This window comes from Brenneria alni, assembly GCF_003666245.1.
Taxonomy (GTDB): Bacteria; Pseudomonadota; Gammaproteobacteria; order Enterobacterales; family Enterobacteriaceae; genus Brenneria; species Brenneria alni.
The window spans coordinates 179001-197883 of the sequence record NZ_MJLZ01000001.1; the positions used below are offsets into that span (position 1 = coordinate 179001).

Consider the following 18883-nt stretch of genomic DNA (forward strand, 5'->3'; position numbering starts at 1 on the left):
TTACTCAGGGATTGCGCTGAAGTTCAAACACCACGTCCACCTGATCGTCAAAGTGAATGGTTTGCTGCTCATAAGTTTGCGCAGCTTCACTTTGTACTGCCACATCCGCCGTTTTAAACATCCGGGCCACCGGCATTGGCTGATAGTTGGCTACATGGTAACGAATACTGTAGATCTGCCCGAGCGTGGCATTAAATCCCTGCGCCAGCGATTGCGCCTGACTGGTTGCCTGTTCAATGGCCTTTTTACGGGCTTCATCACGGTAAGTCTCTGGATTGGCCACTCCCAGATCGACGGTACGAATCTCATTCAGACCTGACTTCAGCGCGCCATCAAGCAGTTCGTTCAACTTATCCAACTGACGGAGCGTCACTTCGACCTGGCGTACTGCACGATACCCTTTCAGCACTGAGCCACCGGTTTTCAGATAATCATATTCCGGCTGAGTACGTAAGTTAGCCGCATTGATGTCTTTTTTCTCAATCCCATTTTTGCCCAGAAAATCAAAATACTGGGCCACCCGTGCATCAACCTGCTTTTTCGCATCTGCGGCATCTTTAGATGACACACTGACCTCAATCGCTAAACGCGCTATATCAGGCGTGGCATCGACACTGGCGGTGCCCGACGTCACGATATGCGGGCCATTCGGTAATTCCGCCGCCTGTCCGCTCATCGGTAAGGTACTTAAACCGACCATAACGGCTAATACCAATACTTTTAGCTTCACAATGTCTCCTAATTGATGTTTTGTCGCTGAGACGGAAACCAGAACGGCTTACCACCGTCCTGTTCCCCGCACTGGCGGTAAATTCGATATGCCGGGTAACATAACGTATTGCTGACACAACAAAATATAGGTGAATTTCTGAAACCGGGTGTAAACCTGCGTAATTTATTGCCAGCCATGCTGTGCCAGTTGTAAGGCAATCGCCCACATCACCACGCCGACAAACAGATTAATAACACGCTGTGCGCGTGGCGTATTCAGCCACGGCGCCAGCCAGGCGGCCAGCAGCGCCAGAGAAAAAAACCACAGGAATGATGCCGTGATCGTACCTAGCGCAAACCATCCACGGGCCCGATCGGCAAACTGACTGCCCAGACTGCCCAACACGACAAACGTATCCAGATAAACATGCGGATTGAGCCAGGTGACGGCCAACATGGTAACAATAATGCGCCAGCGGCTCTGCTGCATCACCTCGGCCCCCATCAGAGCCAAATCCTTACTGAATGCCGTCTTAAAAGCGCCCCAGCCGTACCACAGCAGAAAAGCAACGCCACTCCAGGTGACCAGCCCCATAAGTAATGGAGATTGGCTGAGTACTGCGCTGCCGCCAAAGATCCCCGCACAAATCAGCGCCACATCACTGAGCGAACACAGCAGCGCAATCATCAGGTGGTACTGTCGGCGAATCCCCTGATTCATCACAAATGCGTTCTGGGGGCCTAAGGGCAGTATCATTGCCGCGCCTAGAATAAACCCCTGTAGATAAACCGCCAACATCACCGCCCCCTGAAAGTCCCATTGTTGAGATAGCGGCAGTTTAAAGACAATCCGTCATTAACAGAAATTTAAAATTCTAATTCTATATTAGAAAATCTAATAAAAAAGCGGAGTATTCAGATCCGGCGTTGTGGGTAGGAATGCTTGCATGATGAGCGGGAATAATATAGCGCAGAAACCTGCCGCTCTTTTTGCTGTAGATAGAACACAATGAAAAACAGTGAGAACATAAACGGCAGTTCGTATAGCTCTTCCATCAAATTCCTATATCGCACATCATACACAAACAGAAACGATAACAGACGATGATGTTCTATGGTGTCGGAAATCAGAAAATAGACCACCATCAATACTCCATCCCAAACTGGAAAGGCTTCTGTTCGAAAACGACGGATAATTTCACGCCTGACAGCAGGGAGGATAAGCATCAGCACAGTAATCCCTATCAATACAACAGATACCAAGCGAAAATAGGACTTCGGCACATCCGGCAGATAGTTCCGTCCCCAATTGATTCCACGGCCAAAGAGTAATAGCCACCAAATGACGCTCCATAACCAGAAAATTTGCTTATCTCTGTCGTCCTGTAGCGTCTTGATATAAAACCAGGTAAATAACGCGCCGAATAACAGCCAAAGAGACTGGAACAGTTCGATGAACTCCACTATTTCCTGACTGGAAGTAAGAATATTGTGTCCGATGTAAGGCAAAAAGAGTGCAAAAAGAAAAATAGCAACTGTGTGCAGATACAGCTTGTGATCTAGCTTCATTTTGTAGATATCAGGCAAACGGAGATAATGGGAGGGGTAATGTATAACATAACCAGAGAACATTTTTCACCTTTCAGGCGGTCACTTGCCCTAAAAGATTCCCTTTTTTACGCATAGAGCGGATATTTTAGCGCAATACATTATCCGGGAATATGTTCCCCGGATGAATAAGATGATAAATCAGTTTTTTACCTGCGGATCAACATGATGTAGATGAATATCCATCTGCGGGTAAGGAATACCGATACGATTTTCGTCCAGCACCCGTTTAAAGCTTTCCAGCAGATCCCAGTAAACCGCCTGGGCATCGCCGTTAGTTGTCCAGACCCACACCACAAAATTCAGGGATGACGCAGCCATCTCATTCAGACGAATGGTCACGCCCTTTTCATGCTGAATACGTTTATCCGCCGCCACAATATCACCCAGCAGCTTTTTAACCACATCGATATCCGCATCGTATGCCACGCCGACAACAATTTCGGTACGGCGATCAGGCTCACGTGAGCTATTGATGATATTGCCAGCAATGATCTTGCCATTCGGCACTACGATGATTTTACCGTCAGCCGTGCGCAGCGTGGTGGAGAAAATCTGAACCTGTGTCACCGATCCGGCCACACCGCCCAGATCCACCCACTCGCCGGTGCGAAAAGGACGGAACATCACCAGCAATACGCCAGCGGCAAGGTTGGACAATGAGCCCTGCAATGCCAGACCGACGGCCAGACCCGCAGCACCCAACACGGCGATAACCGATGCTGTTTGTACGCCAACCCGGCTCAGTACCGCAATCAGCGTAAACGCAATAATGCCATAGCGCACCAGTGCCGCGAGGAAATCCGCTACCGTTGAGTCGATAGAACGTCTCACCATCACTTTATTCAGCGCCCCTGACAACACGCGGGCCACAATCAGACCAACAGTGAGGATAACCAACGCGGCAACGATGTTAACCGCATACTGTAATAATATATCCTGATGGGTAACCAGCCAGCCTGTCGCCTTTTCTACACCAACATTCAGTTCTTCCATTTAATGACTCCTGTTTCTTGCGCTCTGTGAGAGAGCATCACTTTCACACCAAAAACCGCAATCTGCGGCGAAATCTGTATAAAATTAAGGCCCCCGCAGGAGCCTTAGCGATAAACCTTTAAGAATCTTAGTTAAAGAACGTCTACCGCGTTCAGTTCTTTAAAGGCTTGCTCTAAACGTGCGACCATAGTGTTTTGTGCGGCACGCAACCATGCACGCGGATCGTAGTATTTCTTGTTCGGCTTATCGGCGCCTTCCGGGTTGCCCAACTGGCCTTGCAGATACCCTTCGTTTTTCTGGTAGTAGTGCAGAATTCCTTCCCAGGTAGCCCATTGGGTGTCGGTATCAATGTTCATCTTAACCACGCCGTAACCCACTGCCTCTTCAATTTCCGCCGCGGAAGAACCGGAACCGCCGTGGAACACAAAATCCAGGCTGTTGTGCGGCAGATTGTATTTTTCAGAGACGTAATCCTGAGAGTTACGCAGGATTTTGGGTGTCAGCTGTACGTTACCCGGCTTGTAAACACCGTGAACGTTGCCGAAAGAAGCAGCAATGGTGATTCGCGGGCTGATGGCATTCAGTTTTTCGTAGGCATAAGCCACGTCTTCTGGCTGAGTGTACAGCGCGGAGTTATCCAGATGGCTATTGTCCACGCCATCTTCTTCACCACCGGTACAGCCAAGTTCGATCTCCAGCGTCATATCCAGTTTCGCCATGCGAGTCAGGTATTTGCTACAGATTTCAATGTTTTCTTCCAGTGACTCTTCCGACAAATCGATCATGTGGGAAGAGAACAGCGGTTTACCCGTCGCGGCAAAATGTTTTTCACCTGCATCCAGCAGCCCGTCCAGCCAGGGCAGCAATTTTTTGGCGCAGTGGTCAGTATGCAGAATAACCGGTACACCGTAATATTCCGCCATCTGATGAACATGATGCGCACCAGAAATCGCACCCAGAATAGCCGCTTGCTGACCTTCTGCTTTCAAACCTTTACCCGCGATAAATGCAGCACCGCCGTTAGAGAATTGAACAATCACCGGCGCACGTACTTTGGCTGCGGCTTCCAGCACGGCATTAATTGAGTCGGTACCGACACAGTTTACTGCTGGCAGGGCGAATTTGTTTTCTTTTGCTACTGCGAAAACTTTCTGAACGTCATCACCAGTGATGACACCAGGTTTTACGAAATCAAAAATTTTAGACATATTACGTGTCCTGTTTCGTTGGCCGTGGGGGGGTTAAAAAATCAATCATTCAGTTAGGGGTTGTCCTGACACAAACCGCCGGGACAACCACAAAGCAGAGACGATGCGCTCTGCTTGAATCATTACTGTTTGCCGCGCTCTTCCAGCATAACGACCGCAGGCAGTTTTTTCCCTTCAACGAACTCCAGGAAAGCGCCCCCGCCAGTAGAAATATAGGAAATTTTGTCGGCAATACCAAACAGGTCTATCGCTGCCAATGTGTCGCCACCGCCAGCGATGGAGAATGCCTCACTTTCTGCAATGGCTCTGGCAACAATCTCCGTACCTTTACGGAAATTCGGGAATTCAAATACGCCAACAGGGCCATTCCACAGAATAGTCTTGGCGCTTTTCAGAATTTCCGCCAGACGTTCGGCGGAAACATCGCCCAGATCCAGAATCTGCTCATCGTCTTTAATCGCAGTGACAGATTTCAGGGTTGCCGCAGCAGTTTCAGAGAATTCCGTCGCCACGCGAACATCAGTCGGAACGGGGATATCGCAGGTTTCCAGCAGTTTCTTCGCTTCAGGGATCAGATCCGCCTCGTACAGCGATTTACCCACATTATGGCCTTGCGCTGCAACAAAGGTATTCGCGATGCCACCGCCAACAATCAGTTGGTCTGCAATTTTGGACAGAGAGTCAAGCACTGTCAGCTTGGTTGAAACTTTTGAACCGCCAACAATGGCCACCATCGGACGAGCCGGGTTGCCCAACGCTTTACCTAACGCTTCCAATTCACCGGACAGCAGAGGGCCCGCACAAGCGATAGGTGCAAATTTACCCACACCGTGTGTCGATGCCTGAGCGCGGTGCGCGGTGCCGAATGCATCCATAACAAACACATCACACAACGCAGCATATTTTTTGGACAGAACTTCGTCGTCTTTCTTCTCGCCTTTGTTGAAGCGTACGTTTTCCAGAACAACCAACTCACCTTCGGCAACGTCTATGCCATCCAGATAATCTTTTGCCAGACGTACCGGAGCAGACAATTTATCTTTCAGGTAATTAACAACCGGCAGCAGAGAAAACTCTTCGTTGTATTCTCCTTCGGTCGGACGCCCCAGATGGGAAGTCACCATCACGCGAGCCCCCTGTTTCAGGGCAATCTCGATAGTCGGCAGAGAAGCGCGGATACGCGCATCAGACGTCACTTTACCTTCTTTTACCGGCACATTCAGATCCGCACGGATCAGTACACGTTTGCCAGCCAGATCCAGATCGGTCATCTTAATTACAGACATGGTGAATCCTCTTGTTGATTCTCTTATAAAGTTGCTTGAGCGAGACATTGGCCACTGACCAATACCGTCGTACTAGAAACCGCAGGCCGCCATCGCCCGTGTGGTATCCAACATTCGGTTGGCGAAACCCCATTCGTTATCGCACCAGACCAATGTTTTGATCAGATGCTGCCCGCTAACCCGCGTCTGCGTACCATCAACAATAGCACTGTGCGGATCATGGTTAAAATCAGCCGAAACTAACGGCAATTCGGTGTAGTCAACTATACCACGAAATGCTTCATGCGCTGATTTTTGCAAAAGCGCGTTAATTTCATTCACATTTACTGCTTTTTTCACACTCACACTTAAGTCAATTGCCGTGACATTAATGGTCGGAACCCGAACGGATATCGCCTCAAAACGATCAAGAAACTGCGGGAAAATCCGGGTTATTCCTACTGCCAGCTTGGTGTCCACCGGAATGATAGACTGACTGGCGGCACGAGTGCGTCGCAGATCATGATGGTAGGCATCAATCACCGGTTGATCATTCATCGACGAGTGGATCGTCGTCACCGTTCCATTTTCAATACTAAACGCGTCATCCAGCAGCTTAATGATTGGAATAATGCAATTGGTTGTGCAGGAAGCGTTCGATACGATGCGGTGCTCGGTTTTTAAACATTGATGGTTAACGCCAAATACGACGGTGGCATCCAAATCAGCCGTTCCCGGATGCGAAAAAAGCACTTTCTTCGCACCCGCAGTAAGATGCGCTTCGCCATCTTCACGGCTGCCGTATACCCCACTGCAATCCAGCACCACGTCAACGCTGAGTTCACGCCACGGCAACTGTTGGATATCGGCCTGATGCAACAACCGGATGCAATCATCTCCAACGTACAGTTGATCGCCTTCCTGACGAACATCCCAGGAGAAACGACCATGGCTGGAATCATACTTAAGCAGGTGAGCGATCCCTTCTGCACTAGCCAGCTCATTAATTGCCACCACCGCGATCTCAGCCCGGCGGCCCGATTCATACAATGCACGTAAGATACTGCGGCCTATGCGGCCAAAACCGTTTATCGCAATACGGATTGTCATGCAATTCCCTGTGTAATGATTAACATGTCATTCTCATAGGATATATTCTTCTTGTTTGAAGGTGCAGCGTTATTGGCCGCAACGTCAATTACTTTGGGCAAAGCCAGTACACTGTAAGGAATAAACGGCTTCTGATACGCCCTTGCTTTCCATCCGAAAAGACGATTTGGCAACAGTTAAAGAAATGCAGCCGACATCACAACTGAAACGCTTCAGCTAGCATAAACGAATTAAGCGGTAAAAGAAATATTCTCACTCGACAAGCGCCAGAAGAGTGACGTATGTCATAAAATGCCGACGTTGCGCAGCAACGGCCCGAAGGGGGCCGGGCAGGACGCCCGGCATAAAAAATCATCGGGAGTGATTTTAAACGCCGCTTGCGGCGGCCCGAAGGGGGCCGGGCAGGACGCCCGGCATAAAAATGCCGCCTGATAACCCAGGCGGCCTTGATGACTATTTCACTTGTGCAGAAAATCGCACGGGCTCGGAACTTACTTTAACAACGCCTTGGCCTTTGCCACCACGTTATCGACCGTGAAGCCGAATTCCTCAAACAGCAGCTCTGCCGGGGCGGATTCACCGAAGCTGTGCATACCGACGATGTCACCGTTCAGACCGACATACTTGTACCAGTAGTCCGCGATACTCGCTTCAATCGCCACACGTGCCGATACCGCTTTCGGCAGCACCGCTTCACGGTAGGCTGCATCCTGCTTGTCGAATGCGTCGGTGGACGGCATCGATACCACGCGAACCTTGTGCCCTTCCGCCGTCAGCTTGTCGTATGCCCCCACCGCCAGTTCTACTTCAGAACCGGTGGCAATCAGGATCACATCCGGCTGACCAGCGCTGTCTTTCAGCACATACGCGCCTTTCGCCACATCAGCCAATTGCTGCGCGGTACGCTCTTGTTGAGCCAGATTCTGACGCGACAGGATCAGCGCCGTTGGACCATCCTGCCGCTCAATGGCATATTTCCACGCCACTGCCGTTTCCACCTGATCTGCCGGACGCCAGGTACTCATATTGGGCGTCACACGCAGACTGGCTAACTGTTCAACCGGCTGGTGAGTCGGGCCGTCTTCACCCAGACCAATGGAGTCATGGGTATAAACGTAAATGCTGCGGATTTTCATCAGCGCCGCCATACGCACGGCATTACGTGCATATTCCACAAACATCAGGAACGTAGCGGTATAGGGCACGAAACCACCGTGCAACGCAATGCCGTTAGCAATCGCCGTCATACCGAACTCGCGCACACCGTAGTGGATATAGTTGCCGGCATGATCTTTATCCAGCGATTTGGAGCCAGACCAGATGGTCAGGTTGCTTGGAGCCAGGTCGGCGGAACCGCCCAAAAACTCAGGCAGGAGTTTACCGTAGGCTTCCAGCGTATTCTGCGAAGCCTTACGGCTGGCAATTTTTGCCGGATTAGCTTGCAACTGCTCAATGAATTTCTGGGCGTCAGCCTGCCAATTATCCGGCAAAGTACCGTCAGTACGGCGCTTAAATTCCGCGGCCAGATCCGGGTAAGCGCTGGCATAAGCAGCAAATGACGCATCCCAGGCGGCTTCTTTACGCTGGCCGGCGGCTTTCGCATCCCACTCGGCGTAAATCTCTGGTGGAATTTCAAACGGAGGGTATTTCCAACCCAGTTGCTCGCGGGACGCCGCGACTTCGCTGTCGCCCAGCGGCGCACCGTGTGAGTCGTGAGTACCGGCCTTGTTCGGTGAACCGAAACCGATTACCGTTTTGCACATCAGCAGTGACGGTTTGTCGGTAACCAGCCGGGCTTCGCTGATGGCGCGCTTGATGGCCTCCGCATCGTGACCGTCCACACCGCGTATCACATGCCAGCCATAGGCTTCAAAACGAGCGGCCGTATCATCGGTAAACCAGCCCTCAACGTGGCCGTCAATAGAGATGCCGTTGTCATCATAAAACGCGGTCAACTTACCAAGTTTCATGGTGCCCGCCAGCGAGCAGACCTCGTGGGAAATCCCTTCCATCATGCAGCCATCACCCAGGAAAGTATAGGTATGATGGTCAACAATCTCATGGCCGGGGCGGTTAAACTGTGCAGCCAGCGTGCGCTCGGCAATCGCCAAGCCGACTGCGTTGGCAATGCCCTGGCCCAGCGGCCCCGTAGTGGTTTCCACGCCAGCGGTGTAACCGTATTCCGGGTGGCCGGGGGTTTTGGAATGCAACTGACGGAAGTTTTTCAACTCTTCTATGGACAGATCATAGCCAGTCAGGTGCAGCAGGCTGTAAATCAGCATTGAGGCATGACCGTTGGACAGCACAAAGCGGTCGCGGTTAGCCCAGTGTGGGTTAACAGGGTTATGGTTAAGGTAATCGCGCCACAGGACTTCGGCGATATCCGCCATGCCCATCGGGGCGCCCGGATGACCGGATTTCGCTTTTTGTACACCATCCATACTCAGCGCACGGATAGCATTGGCAAGTTCTTTACGAGAGGACATGCTTTACTCCAGATCGGATTGAACAGATGTCTTGTCAGACATACGATATATTAATCAATGTGTTATATAAGAAAGGCAAAGAAAATATGATTACAAATGTACATCAAAATCAAGGTGAATGCACATGGAACTGTATGCAAAAAAAAGGATTTGATGACTAACAAATCGGCCACTATTTTTCTGGCGATCCAACCGTTGACCACACTGCCATTTATTATGCTTTATCTTATGGTTAACGCTGGACATAAATCACAATTCCCTCCTATGAATGATGCTTTTCAGTTATCATTCCGTTCGCTTTTTCTTTAATATATACAACCCAATATACTGCATCACTATCGTAGGAAGATGATATTATGACAATCCGCACTTCTTTGCTGGCACTGTGTATCACCACATTATTAAGTGGTTGCCAAAACCTTGACACCAGCACATTGATGCAGTCCGGCGCCCAGGCTTTTCAGGCTGCCACCCTGAGTGACGAACAGGTGAAAACTCTCAGCACACAATCCTGTGAGCAAATGGATAAAGAAGGGAAAGTTGCGCCCGCCAGCAGCGAATACACCAAGCGGCTGGATAAAATTGCCGATGCGTTAGGCCACAACATCGACGGCACGCCAGCCAACTATAAAGTCTATCTGACAGAAGATGTGAACGCCTGGGCGATGGCTAATGGCTGTATCCGGGTTTACAGCGGCCTGATGGATATCATGACAGATAATGAGATCGAGGGGGTTCTGGGCCATGAAATGGGTCACGTTTCACTCGGACACACTCGTAAAGCAATGCAGATTGCTTACGCAGCGACAGCAACACGTACCGCTATCGCTTCCGCTGGCGGTGTCGCGGCCACTTTATCGCAATCTCAACTTGCCGATCTGGGTGAAAAACTGGTCAATGCACAATTTTCGCAGGTACAAGAGAAGCAGGCCGATGATTATTCGTTTGATCTCTTGAAGAAACGTGGAATCAAGCCTGAAGGGCTGGCAACCAGCTTTGAGAAATTGGCCAAGCTGGATGCCGGGCGTCAAAGCAGCATGTTTGATTCCCATCCATCATCAGAAGAACGAGCTAAACATATTCGTGAACGTATTGCTTCTGAAAAGTAATATTTTCCGGGTTTAATTACCATTAGCCGCTGAAAGCAATTCATCCATCCGGCGTCTGATATCTTCGGGCGCCTTAATGAAAGCCTGTCGCTGGTTTCTCGCTACTGAACTAATATCAGGTAATGCATCATGTAAATACGCTTATCAACTTAATGCAGCACCACAATAATAGGGTGGTCTACATGTTTTTTGATAGGTTAAGCCAATCAAAAAATAAAAACGATAGGTTTAAATGATAATTAATCTCTGTAAGATGATGCTTTTAATAGGTTGTATCGATCTATTTAAAGATAGCAATGATTTTACAAATCAATCATACTATGAAACACATGATAAAAAATTTACTAATATAATCATAACGATACAGATTAAATGTTTTGCCATTCCGACGCTTTTCCAAGATATCCATTTTATAGAGATTTAAAAAACACCTTAAATTAACATTTTTTAACGATTGAACAACACGGGCAACATTAACAATCATTATTGGTTTATGTTCTTTTTTTAAATAAACTTTTATGTGTTAAAAATCATGGACGTCAGAATTTTCAGCAAATGTCATTTTACAATCGTAGGCTTACGAGAAGTCTTATCCAGCACGCCTATGCTATCTGTAAAACCTGCTAATAGGTTTACGCTGCCGCAAGGAAGAAAAAAGTGTATTTTTATCATTGATGGCAGCAGCGAAGGGTTTGAAGAATATTATGAGTCGGTAAGGACGTCTTTTTACGAGATGGCCGCATCATTCATTATCATCAATAACTCACCCTATCATCCTCCAGTGTGTATCGATGAAAAAACGATTCTTATTTCTAAATCATCACCGATAGATGCTTTTTATAAATTGCTGGACGTCATACCGCCCCATACTCGGCATTTATTCAATCCAGTCAGATTATCCAAATCAGAGTATGCCGTTTTTCATTATTGGATTTTGGGCTATACCGCAGAATCAATCTCAGAAATCATTGGGCTAAATAAAAAATCAGTATTGAACAGTAAATCAAGATTACTGAATAAATATGGTGTTCAGGATAAGAACTCGCTACTGATCATTGCAAAAATTCTCTTCAGAGAGAGCATTGCCGGAAAGCCGCCTTGTTCGTCTGAATCAACAAAAGATATCGGTGAGGTGGGGTCGTTGGCGTGAGGTGAAAAATATCAAACAAGGGGATGCGTATAACCACCCATCCCCTGCTGATAAACGTTATTCGTCTTCTAAATAAGTATAACCATAAAGACCGGTTTCAAACTCTTCCAGAAACTGCGCCTGAAGTTCCACATCCAGTTCGGTGGCTTTTACCTGATCGCGGAAACGAGCCATCAACACTTCAGGATCGAGCTGAACATATTCCAGCATATCCGCGACGGTATTCCCTTCGTCAGATTCTTCAATCTCAACGGAGCCATCCTGAAAAACGAACACGTCAACCGTCGCCGTATCACCAAACAGGTTATGCATATTCCCCAGAATTTCCTGGTAAGCGCCGACCATGAAAAACCCCAATAAAGGCGGGTTATCAGGATCATACGGCGGCATTGGCATCGTGGCTGCGATACCATCACCATCAACATAATGATCGATGGTGCCATCCGAATCACAGGTAATATCCAACAATACAGCACGGCGCTCAGGTGGTTTATCCAGCCCTTCCAGCGGCATGACCGGGAACAACTGATCGATTCCCCACGCATCCGGCATAGACTGGAAAAGCGAAAAATTCACGTACAGCTTGTCGGCCATGCGCTCCTGTAGCTCATCAATAATCGGCCGATGGGCACGATTACTGGGATCCAACTGCATCTGGATTTCCCGGCAGATACTCAGATACAGTTGCTCTGCCTGCGCTCGCTGGGTTAAGTCCAGCATACCGTGCGTATATTGGGTATGCACATCATGCAAATCCATCTGGCTATCATGCAACCATTCACGCAGTGAACGACGTTTGCCAGGCTGCTTAATTTCCTGCCAGGTTGACCACAGGCTTTCTAACGCACGCGGGGCATCTTCTTCAGGCGCAGAAGGTTCGCTGAATTCATTACGTTCTACCCCGATGATATTGGAAACCAGTACGGTGTGATGTGCCGTCACCGCACGACCTGACTCCGTGATAACCGTTGGGTGCGGTAGGCCATATTCATTACAGGCATCACCAATCCCCCAAATCACATTATTGGCATATTCATTCAGGCCATAGTTCACCGAGCAGTCCGACTGAGAACGGGTTCCTTCATAATCCACCCCAAGGCCACCCCCTACGTCGAAACACTGAATATTGACACCCAGTTTGTGCAATTCAACGTAGAAACGAGCGGACTCACGTACTCCCGTGGCAATATCACGAATATTCGCCAACTGGGAACCGAGATGGAAATGCAGAAGCTGTAGACTATCCAGCCGTCCGGCTGCACGCAGCATTTCAACCAATTGCAGCACCTGAACCGCCGCCAGACCGAATTTGGATTTTTCGCCGCCGCTGGACTGCCATTTGCCCGATCCCTGAGAGGCCAGGCGCGCACGAACACCAAGACGAGGCACCACGTTCAGGCGCTCGGCCTCTTCCAGCACCAGCTTAATTTCGGACATTTTTTCAATGACCAGATAAACTTTGTGCCCCAGTTTTTCACCGATCAACGCCAGGCGGATGTACTCACGGTCTTTATAACCGTTACATACGATCACAGTACGCGTCATACCGGCATGGCCCAACACCGCCATTAACTCCGCCTTTGAACCCGCCTCCAGCCCCATTGGCTCACCGGAAGTCACCAGCGATTCAATGACGCGGCGATGCTGGTTAACTTTGATGGGATAAACCAGAAAGTAACCACCTTGGTAGCCAAACGATTCGCGTGCCTGTTTAAACGCCGCATTAATGGAGCGCAGACGATGCTGGAGGATTTGCGGAAAGCAAAACAGTGCCGGCAAACGTTGATGGTTTTCTTCCTGCAAATCCTTAACCAGCATGGCCAGATCGACGCGGGCTTCCGGCACATCGGGATCCGGGCAGACACTGATATGCCCTAACTCATTGACGTCGTAGTAATTATTACCCCACCAGGCAATATTATAAGTACGAAGCATTTCGCTGGCATTGCGGTCATTCATGGCAACCTCTTGCATAGAGCGCAAATTTTCATGTTTACCCGTCGCTGACGAGCCGTGATGAATCATGCCGTCAGACATAACGAACCTCTTCTTTTATACTGCTGATCGCATCAATACCTGAATAAACAGCCTGCATAAACCTATCTGTAACATTCAGCGCCGACAGTGAAAACATCGTCAGTAAAACACCCGGCTGAATACAGTATGCCGCCGTTTTATTACTCTTATTAGTGTAAAACACGTTGTCAGACTCCGTGGTACGGGTCAGTGAAAACTCGTTGTGAAAATCACAGGAAAATTATTGCCAGAGGAGCGTCTACGCGTCTGGCCCAGGGAATAGAGTCAGGGGTTAACCAGCCCTGGAGTCCTGTGTCGAATTCAAAGACAGGCAACTTCGGGCAAACAAAAAGAAGGGTTGAGCGGCTGACGCTATAGCGTCAAAAGAAAAGCGTTGCGAACGCAACACACTCAGTAAACAACGGATCATTAATCCTATCACCTCCACGCGCGCCGCAAGGTATGCGGTCAGCTATCAATGAAACAGTCCACGACGACATATACCCTCTAGATTGCAAGATGCAGGGTATAACGGGTAACAAACCGCTCGCCGTTTATACAGATATGACACTGGAAAAGCAAAATGAAAATATCCCAGCCGCCTATTACAGAATAAAAAATCGCCGATGATTAAAAACGATATGGGCAGTTAAAACTAAAAACTGCTGGCAATGGGGCTAAAATGTGACCTAGAATAGCCATCCAGATGTTAATCCATCTATACCGATTAACTGATACACTGCTTAACGGCTTTGATTTGAAGGTAAAGAAACTCATGGCTAAACACCTTTTTACGTCCGAGTCCGTCTCTGAAGGACATCCTGACAAAATTGCTGACCAGATTTCTGATGCAGTCCTTGACGCCATTCTGGAGCAAGATCCCAGGGCTCGTGTCGCTTGCGAAACTTACGTAAAAACCGGCATGGTGTTAGTCGGTGGTGAAATCACGACCAGCGCCTGGGTAGATATTGAAGAAATTACGCGCCGCACCATACGCGATATTGGCTACGTTAATTCCGAAATGGGGTTTGACGCCCATTCCTGCGCGGTACTGAGCGCCATTGGCAAACAGTCTCCTGATATTAATCAAGGCGTCGATCGCAGCAATCCGCTGGAACAAGGCGCGGGCGATCAGGGCCTGATGTTTGGTTACGCGACCAACGAGACGGATGTGCTGATGCCTGCACCGATCACCTACGCCCATCGTCTGGTTCAACGTCAGTCTGAAGTGCGTAAAAATGGTACGCTGCCGTGGCTGCGCCCGGATGCAAAAAGCCAGGTCACGTTCTTGTATGACGACGGTAAAATTGCCGGTATCGACGCGGTTGTTCTATCAACTCAGCATTCCGAAGATATTGCACAGAAAGATCTGCATGAAGCAGTAATGGAAGAGATCATCAAACCCGTTCTTCCGGCTGAATGGCTCACTGCCAGCACAAAATTCTTCATCAACCCGACCGGGCGTTTCGTCATCGGCGGCCCAATGGGTGACTGCGGTCTGACCGGCCGTAAAATTATTGTGGATACCTACGGTGGCGCTGCCCGGCACGGTGGGGGAGCTTTCTCGGGTAAGGATCCATCAAAAGTGGACCGCTCCGCCGCTTATGCCGCACGCTATGTAGCTAAAAACATTGTTGCCGCCGGTCTGGCCGATCGTTGTGAAATTCAGGTGTCTTACGCTATCGGCGTAGCTGAACCGACGTCCATCATGATAGAAAACTTCGGCACAGAGAAAATTTCAACTGAGCAGCTTACTCTGCTGGTACGTGAATTCTTCGATCTGCGTCCATACGGTTTAATCCAGATGCTGGATCTTCTGCATCCGATCTATCAGGAAACCGCCGCTTACGGTCACTTTGGTCGTGAACACTTCCCGTGGGAAAAAACCGATAAAGCCGCACAGTTGCGTGAAGCTGCAGGCTTGTAATAACGTTTTCTGAACAGTCTGAACGGCGAACAATAGTTCGCCGTTTTTTTGTTTATCCGCGCATTGGCCCTTTGTCAACCTCTTGCACTACTGCGTCACCCGTTTTATGCTGCCTCGCATGAACATTCCAAGAATTCCCATCGCACACCACCAGGCTGTGATGTGTTGCCTGCGTGACAAACTACAGTTGGCTAATCTTGCCCTGAACACGCATTACCCTGAACCTGCCGTTAACTACCAGCAACGCGGTTCCACCGCAGGCAGCGCCTGGCTGCAACACTGGGAGATCCGCCTGAACCCAGTGTTGTTACAGGAAAATAAGCAGACCTTTGTTGATGAAGTGGTGCCACATGAGTTGGCGCATCTGCTGGTATTTGCCCGCTTTGGAAAAGTCGCGCCGCACGGCAAAGAATGGCGCTGGATGATGGAACATGTGTTACAGACTCCCGCCAGACGGACTCATCGCTTTGCCATAAAATCAGTCCAGGGTAAAACCTTTCCCTACCGATGCGACTGCCAGCGGCATGAGTTGACGGTGCGACGTCACAATCGTGTACAGCGTGGCGAAACAGAATATCGCTGTCGACATTGCGGCATAACATTACGTTTCATCGTAACAAATTCTATTTAAAAGAAAATTATCAGTATAAAAAACTATTTTTTGCATTTGCCTGCCGAAGTCACATCCGGTAGTCTGCCTGCTTTATTGCCTGTGGATTATTTTGGAATATGCTACGCAAAACACTCGTCATCGTCGCTATTGGGCTTAGTCTGATTTCCGCCACTGCCTTTGGTCAAAACATTAATAATTTCACTCAGGCAAAGGCGGCGGCGGTAAAGGTCAATCAGGGCGCACCGGGTTCATTTTACTGCGGTTGTGAAATCAAATGGCAAGGGAAAAAAGGTATTCCGGATCTCGCCTCCTGTGGTTATCAGGTAAGAAAAAACGAGCTGCGCGCCCACCGCATTGAATGGGAACATGTCGTTCCCGCCTGGCAGTTTGGTCATCAACGTCAGTGCTGGCAAAATGGCGGAAGAAAAAATTGCAGCAGAGACCCGGTATACCGTGAAATGGAAACCGATTTACATAATCTGCAACCCGCCATCGGCGAAGTAAACGGCGATCGCGGTAATTTCATGTATGGTCAATGGAATGGTGGAGCAGCGCGGTACGGTCAGTGCGATATGAAAATCGATTTTAAAAACAGACTGGCGGAACCGCCAGCCCGCGCCCGAGGCGTCATCGCCCGCACCTATTTTTATATGCGGGATCGCTATCAGCTGCGTTTGTCCAGCCAGCAAACCCAACTGTTTGAAGTCTGGAATAAACAATTCCCGGTCACGCAATGGGAGTGTCTCCGCGACCAGCGCATTGCCGCGAAACAAGGGAATCACAACCCTTACGTTCAACAGGCTTGCCAGCAATAGCCTGTCTACCTACTATAGCTATTCGCCCGTAAAACCACCGTTGGTCAGGCGGAGGCTTACCGCTATTGGACACCAACCAGTCCGATTCAGATTAATACATGATTAAGGTCAGAACATCAGTATGCGAATACCCCGCATTTTTCATCCCGAACCGCTGCCGCTCAAGGGTGGTGAAGTTGAACTGAGCGAAGATGCCGCCAGCCACGTTGGGCGTGTTCTGCGAATGAACAGTGGGCAGCCGCTACAATTATTCGACGGCAGTAATCACATCTTTGATGCTGAAATCGTGCTGGCAGGTAAAAAAAGTGTGCGCGTCCGCGTCACAGAAGGTAAGTTGGAAAACAAGGAGTCGCCGTTACACCTGCATCTGGGGCAAGTGATGTCTCGTGGCGAAAAAATGGAATTCACCATTCAGAAATCCATTGAACTGGGCGTTAACATTATTACTCCCCTGCTTTCTGAACGCTGCGGTATTAAGCTCGATGCTGAACGTCTGGAAAAAAAGGTCTGCCAGTGGCGGAAAATTGCTATTGCCGCTTGTGAGCAATGCGGTCGCAACCGCCTGCCGGAAGTGCGCCCCGCCACAACGCTGGAAGAGTGGTGTGCCGAGCAGGATACGGCGTTAAAACTCAACCTGCATCCACGGGCAACGCAAAGTATTAATACCTTGCCGCTGCCGGTAAGCCAGGTTCGGCTACTGATCGGCCCGGAGGGAGGTCTTTCCTCCAATGAAATTTCGATGACCTCAGAACATGGATTTACCGACATCCTGCTGGGGCCACGTGTCTTGCGCACAGAAACCACAGCGCTCACCGCAATTACCGCCTTACAGGTACGTTTCGGCGATCTGGGGTAAAGGAGAAAATAATGATCAAACTCGGTATCGTGATGGACCCCATTGACGCCATCAATATCAAGAAAGACACCAGCTTCGCCATGCTACTGGAAGCACAGCGTCGTGGCTGGGAACTGCATTACATGGAGATGAACGACCTCTATCTTCATGCGGGCGCAGCCCGCGCCACCACCCGTCGCCTGAACGTGCAGTACGATTATGATGGCTGGTATGACTTCTCCGGCGAGCAGGATATCGCGCTGGAAGAGCTGGATGTGATTCTGATGCGTAAAGATCCGCCGTTCGATACGGAGTTTATTTACGCCACCTATATTTTGGAACGTGCGGAAGAGAAAGGGACACTAATAGTCAATAAACCGCAGAGCCTGCGCGACTGCAACGAAAAGCTGTTCACCGCCTGGTTCGCGCATCTGACGCCGGATACGCTGGTGACCCGTAGTGCGGATAAGCTGCGTCAATTCCACCAGAAACACGGCGACGTCATTCTGAAGCCGCTGGATGGTATGGGCGGCGCCTCTATTTTCCGTTTGAAACAAGATGACGCCAATGTCTCGGTCATCATTGAAACGTTGACCGAACATGGCAACCGCTACTGTATGGCACAGAACTATCTACCAGCGATTAAAGAGGGTGATAAGCGCGTGCTGGTCATCGACGGAGAACCCGTACCTTACTGCCTGGCCCGTATCCCCAAAAGCGGTGAAACACGCGGTAACCTGGCCGCTGGCGGACGTGGAGAGGCCCGTCCGTTGAGCGAAAGCGACTGGCGGATCGCCCGTGATGTTGCCCCAACGCTGAAGCAGAAAGGACTGATTTTTGTTGGTTTGGATATCATTGGCGATCGTCTGACGGAAATCAATGTCACCAGCCCAACCTGCGTACGTGAAATCGAAGCGGCGTACCCGGATGTCTCTATCACCGGAATGCTGATGAATGCGATTGAAAAACGTCTGGCTGCGCGCAACAACTGATGCATTCACCGGCGATATCTTCAGCCAGAATGCCTGAACGCC

At 49.5% G+C, this 18883-nt stretch carries 18 protein-coding genes; 8 read left to right on the forward strand and 10 right to left on the reverse strand.

Annotation, left to right across the window (positions count from 1 at the left end):
* Positions 1 to 4 precede the first annotated feature (4 nt).
* The 7 genes from BIY29_RS00755 to epd all read right to left on the reverse strand — a co-directional run bounded on the left by BIY29_RS00755 (position 5) and on the right by epd (position 6898).
* Entirely contained in the window at positions 5 to 730 is a 726-nt protein-coding gene (locus BIY29_RS00755; protein ID WP_121572835.1) for an oxidative stress defense protein, read from the reverse strand.
* Positions 731 to 895: 165 nt separating this feature from the next.
* Complete coding sequence (gene argO, locus BIY29_RS00760) at positions 896 to 1510, reverse strand: arginine exporter ArgO (RefSeq protein WP_121572837.1); 615 nt, start codon at positions 1508 to 1510, stop codon at positions 896 to 898.
* A gap of 116 nt (positions 1511 to 1626) precedes the next feature.
* On the reverse strand, positions 1627 to 2280 hold the full coding sequence (locus tag BIY29_RS00765; protein WP_147437130.1) for a hypothetical protein: 654 nt from the start codon (positions 2278 to 2280) through the stop codon (positions 1627 to 1629).
* A 180-nt stretch (positions 2281 to 2460) separates the two neighbouring features.
* Positions 2461 to 3315: a small-conductance mechanosensitive channel MscS gene (gene mscS / locus BIY29_RS00770; protein WP_121572841.1), complete on the reverse strand. Its 855-nt coding sequence runs from the start codon at positions 3313 to 3315 to the stop codon at positions 2461 to 2463.
* A 131-nt stretch (positions 3316 to 3446) separates the two neighbouring features.
* The gene (gene fbaA / locus BIY29_RS00775) at positions 3447 to 4523 is read right to left on the reverse strand and encodes a class II fructose-bisphosphate aldolase (RefSeq protein WP_121572843.1); all 1077 of its coding nucleotides are present in this window, start codon (positions 4521 to 4523) and stop codon (positions 3447 to 3449) included.
* A gap of 122 nt (positions 4524 to 4645) precedes the next feature.
* Complete coding sequence (gene pgk, locus BIY29_RS00780) at positions 4646 to 5809, reverse strand: phosphoglycerate kinase (RefSeq protein WP_121572845.1); 1164 nt, start codon at positions 5807 to 5809, stop codon at positions 4646 to 4648.
* 72 nt (positions 5810 to 5881) lie between these two features.
* Positions 5882 to 6898: an erythrose-4-phosphate dehydrogenase gene (gene epd, locus BIY29_RS00785; RefSeq protein ID WP_121572847.1), complete on the reverse strand. Its 1017-nt coding sequence runs from the start codon at positions 6896 to 6898 to the stop codon at positions 5882 to 5884.
* A 291-nt stretch (positions 6899 to 7189) separates the two neighbouring features.
* On the opposite strand from epd, the gene BIY29_RS20135 reads away from it, so the two are divergent.
* On the forward strand, positions 7190 to 7330 hold the full coding sequence (locus tag BIY29_RS20135; protein ID WP_170158866.1) for a hypothetical protein: 141 nt from the start codon (positions 7190 to 7192) through the stop codon (positions 7328 to 7330).
* 59 nt (positions 7331 to 7389) lie between these two features.
* Here BIY29_RS20135 and tkt read toward each other — a convergent pair whose 3' ends face one another.
* Entirely contained in the window at positions 7390 to 9384 is a 1995-nt protein-coding gene (gene tkt / locus BIY29_RS00790) for a transketolase (protein ID WP_121572850.1), read from the reverse strand.
* A 356-nt stretch (positions 9385 to 9740) separates the two neighbouring features.
* Here tkt and loiP point away from each other — a divergent pair, with 356 nt between their 5' ends.
* Both loiP and BIY29_RS00810 read left to right on the forward strand, forming a co-directional pair.
* Positions 9741 to 10493 carry a metalloprotease LoiP gene (gene loiP, locus BIY29_RS00800; RefSeq protein ID WP_121572854.1) on the forward strand — a complete coding sequence of 251 codons (753 nt, stop codon included), beginning with the start codon at positions 9741 to 9743 and terminating at the stop codon, positions 10491 to 10493.
* A gap of 604 nt (positions 10494 to 11097) precedes the next feature.
* Positions 11098 to 11643: a helix-turn-helix transcriptional regulator gene (locus BIY29_RS00810; protein ID WP_121572858.1), complete on the forward strand. Its 546-nt coding sequence runs from the start codon at positions 11098 to 11100 to the stop codon at positions 11641 to 11643.
* A gap of 57 nt (positions 11644 to 11700) precedes the next feature.
* On the opposite strand, the gene speA is transcribed toward BIY29_RS00810, so the two are convergent.
* Both speA and BIY29_RS20140 read right to left on the reverse strand, forming a co-directional pair.
* On the reverse strand, positions 11701 to 13680 hold the full coding sequence (gene speA / locus BIY29_RS00815; protein ID WP_121572860.1) for a biosynthetic arginine decarboxylase: 1980 nt from the start codon (positions 13678 to 13680) through the stop codon (positions 11701 to 11703).
* Positions 13673 to 13843, reverse strand: coding sequence for a hypothetical protein (locus BIY29_RS20140; protein WP_170158867.1), 171 nt, complete (start codon positions 13841 to 13843; stop codon positions 13673 to 13675). Before BIY29_RS20140 ends, speA begins: the two co-directional genes overlap by 8 nt.
* 591 nt (positions 13844 to 14434) lie before the next feature.
* Between BIY29_RS20140 and metK the strand changes: the two genes are divergently transcribed.
* The 5 genes from metK to gshB all read left to right on the forward strand — a co-directional run bounded on the left by metK (position 14435) and on the right by gshB (position 18841).
* Complete coding sequence (gene metK, locus BIY29_RS00825) at positions 14435 to 15586, forward strand: methionine adenosyltransferase (RefSeq protein WP_121572986.1); 1152 nt, start codon at positions 14435 to 14437, stop codon at positions 15584 to 15586.
* Positions 15587 to 15704: 118 nt separating this feature from the next.
* Positions 15705 to 16217: a SprT family zinc-dependent metalloprotease gene (locus BIY29_RS00830; protein ID WP_121572864.1), complete on the forward strand. Its 513-nt coding sequence runs from the start codon at positions 15705 to 15707 to the stop codon at positions 16215 to 16217.
* Between the two features lie 98 nt (positions 16218 to 16315).
* Positions 16316 to 17014 carry a deoxyribonuclease I gene (endA, locus tag BIY29_RS00835; RefSeq protein ID WP_121572866.1) on the forward strand — a complete coding sequence of 233 codons (699 nt, stop codon included), beginning with the start codon at positions 16316 to 16318 and terminating at the stop codon, positions 17012 to 17014.
* Between the two features lie 121 nt (positions 17015 to 17135).
* Positions 17136 to 17870: a 16S rRNA (uracil(1498)-N(3))-methyltransferase gene (gene rsmE / locus BIY29_RS00840; RefSeq protein WP_121572868.1), complete on the forward strand. Its 735-nt coding sequence runs from the start codon at positions 17136 to 17138 to the stop codon at positions 17868 to 17870.
* A gap of 11 nt (positions 17871 to 17881) precedes the next feature.
* A complete protein-coding gene (gshB, locus tag BIY29_RS00845) occupies positions 17882 to 18841 on the forward strand; it encodes a glutathione synthase (protein WP_121572870.1) in 960 nt (319 codons plus the stop codon).
* The last annotated feature ends 42 nt before the right edge of the window (positions 18842 to 18883 follow it).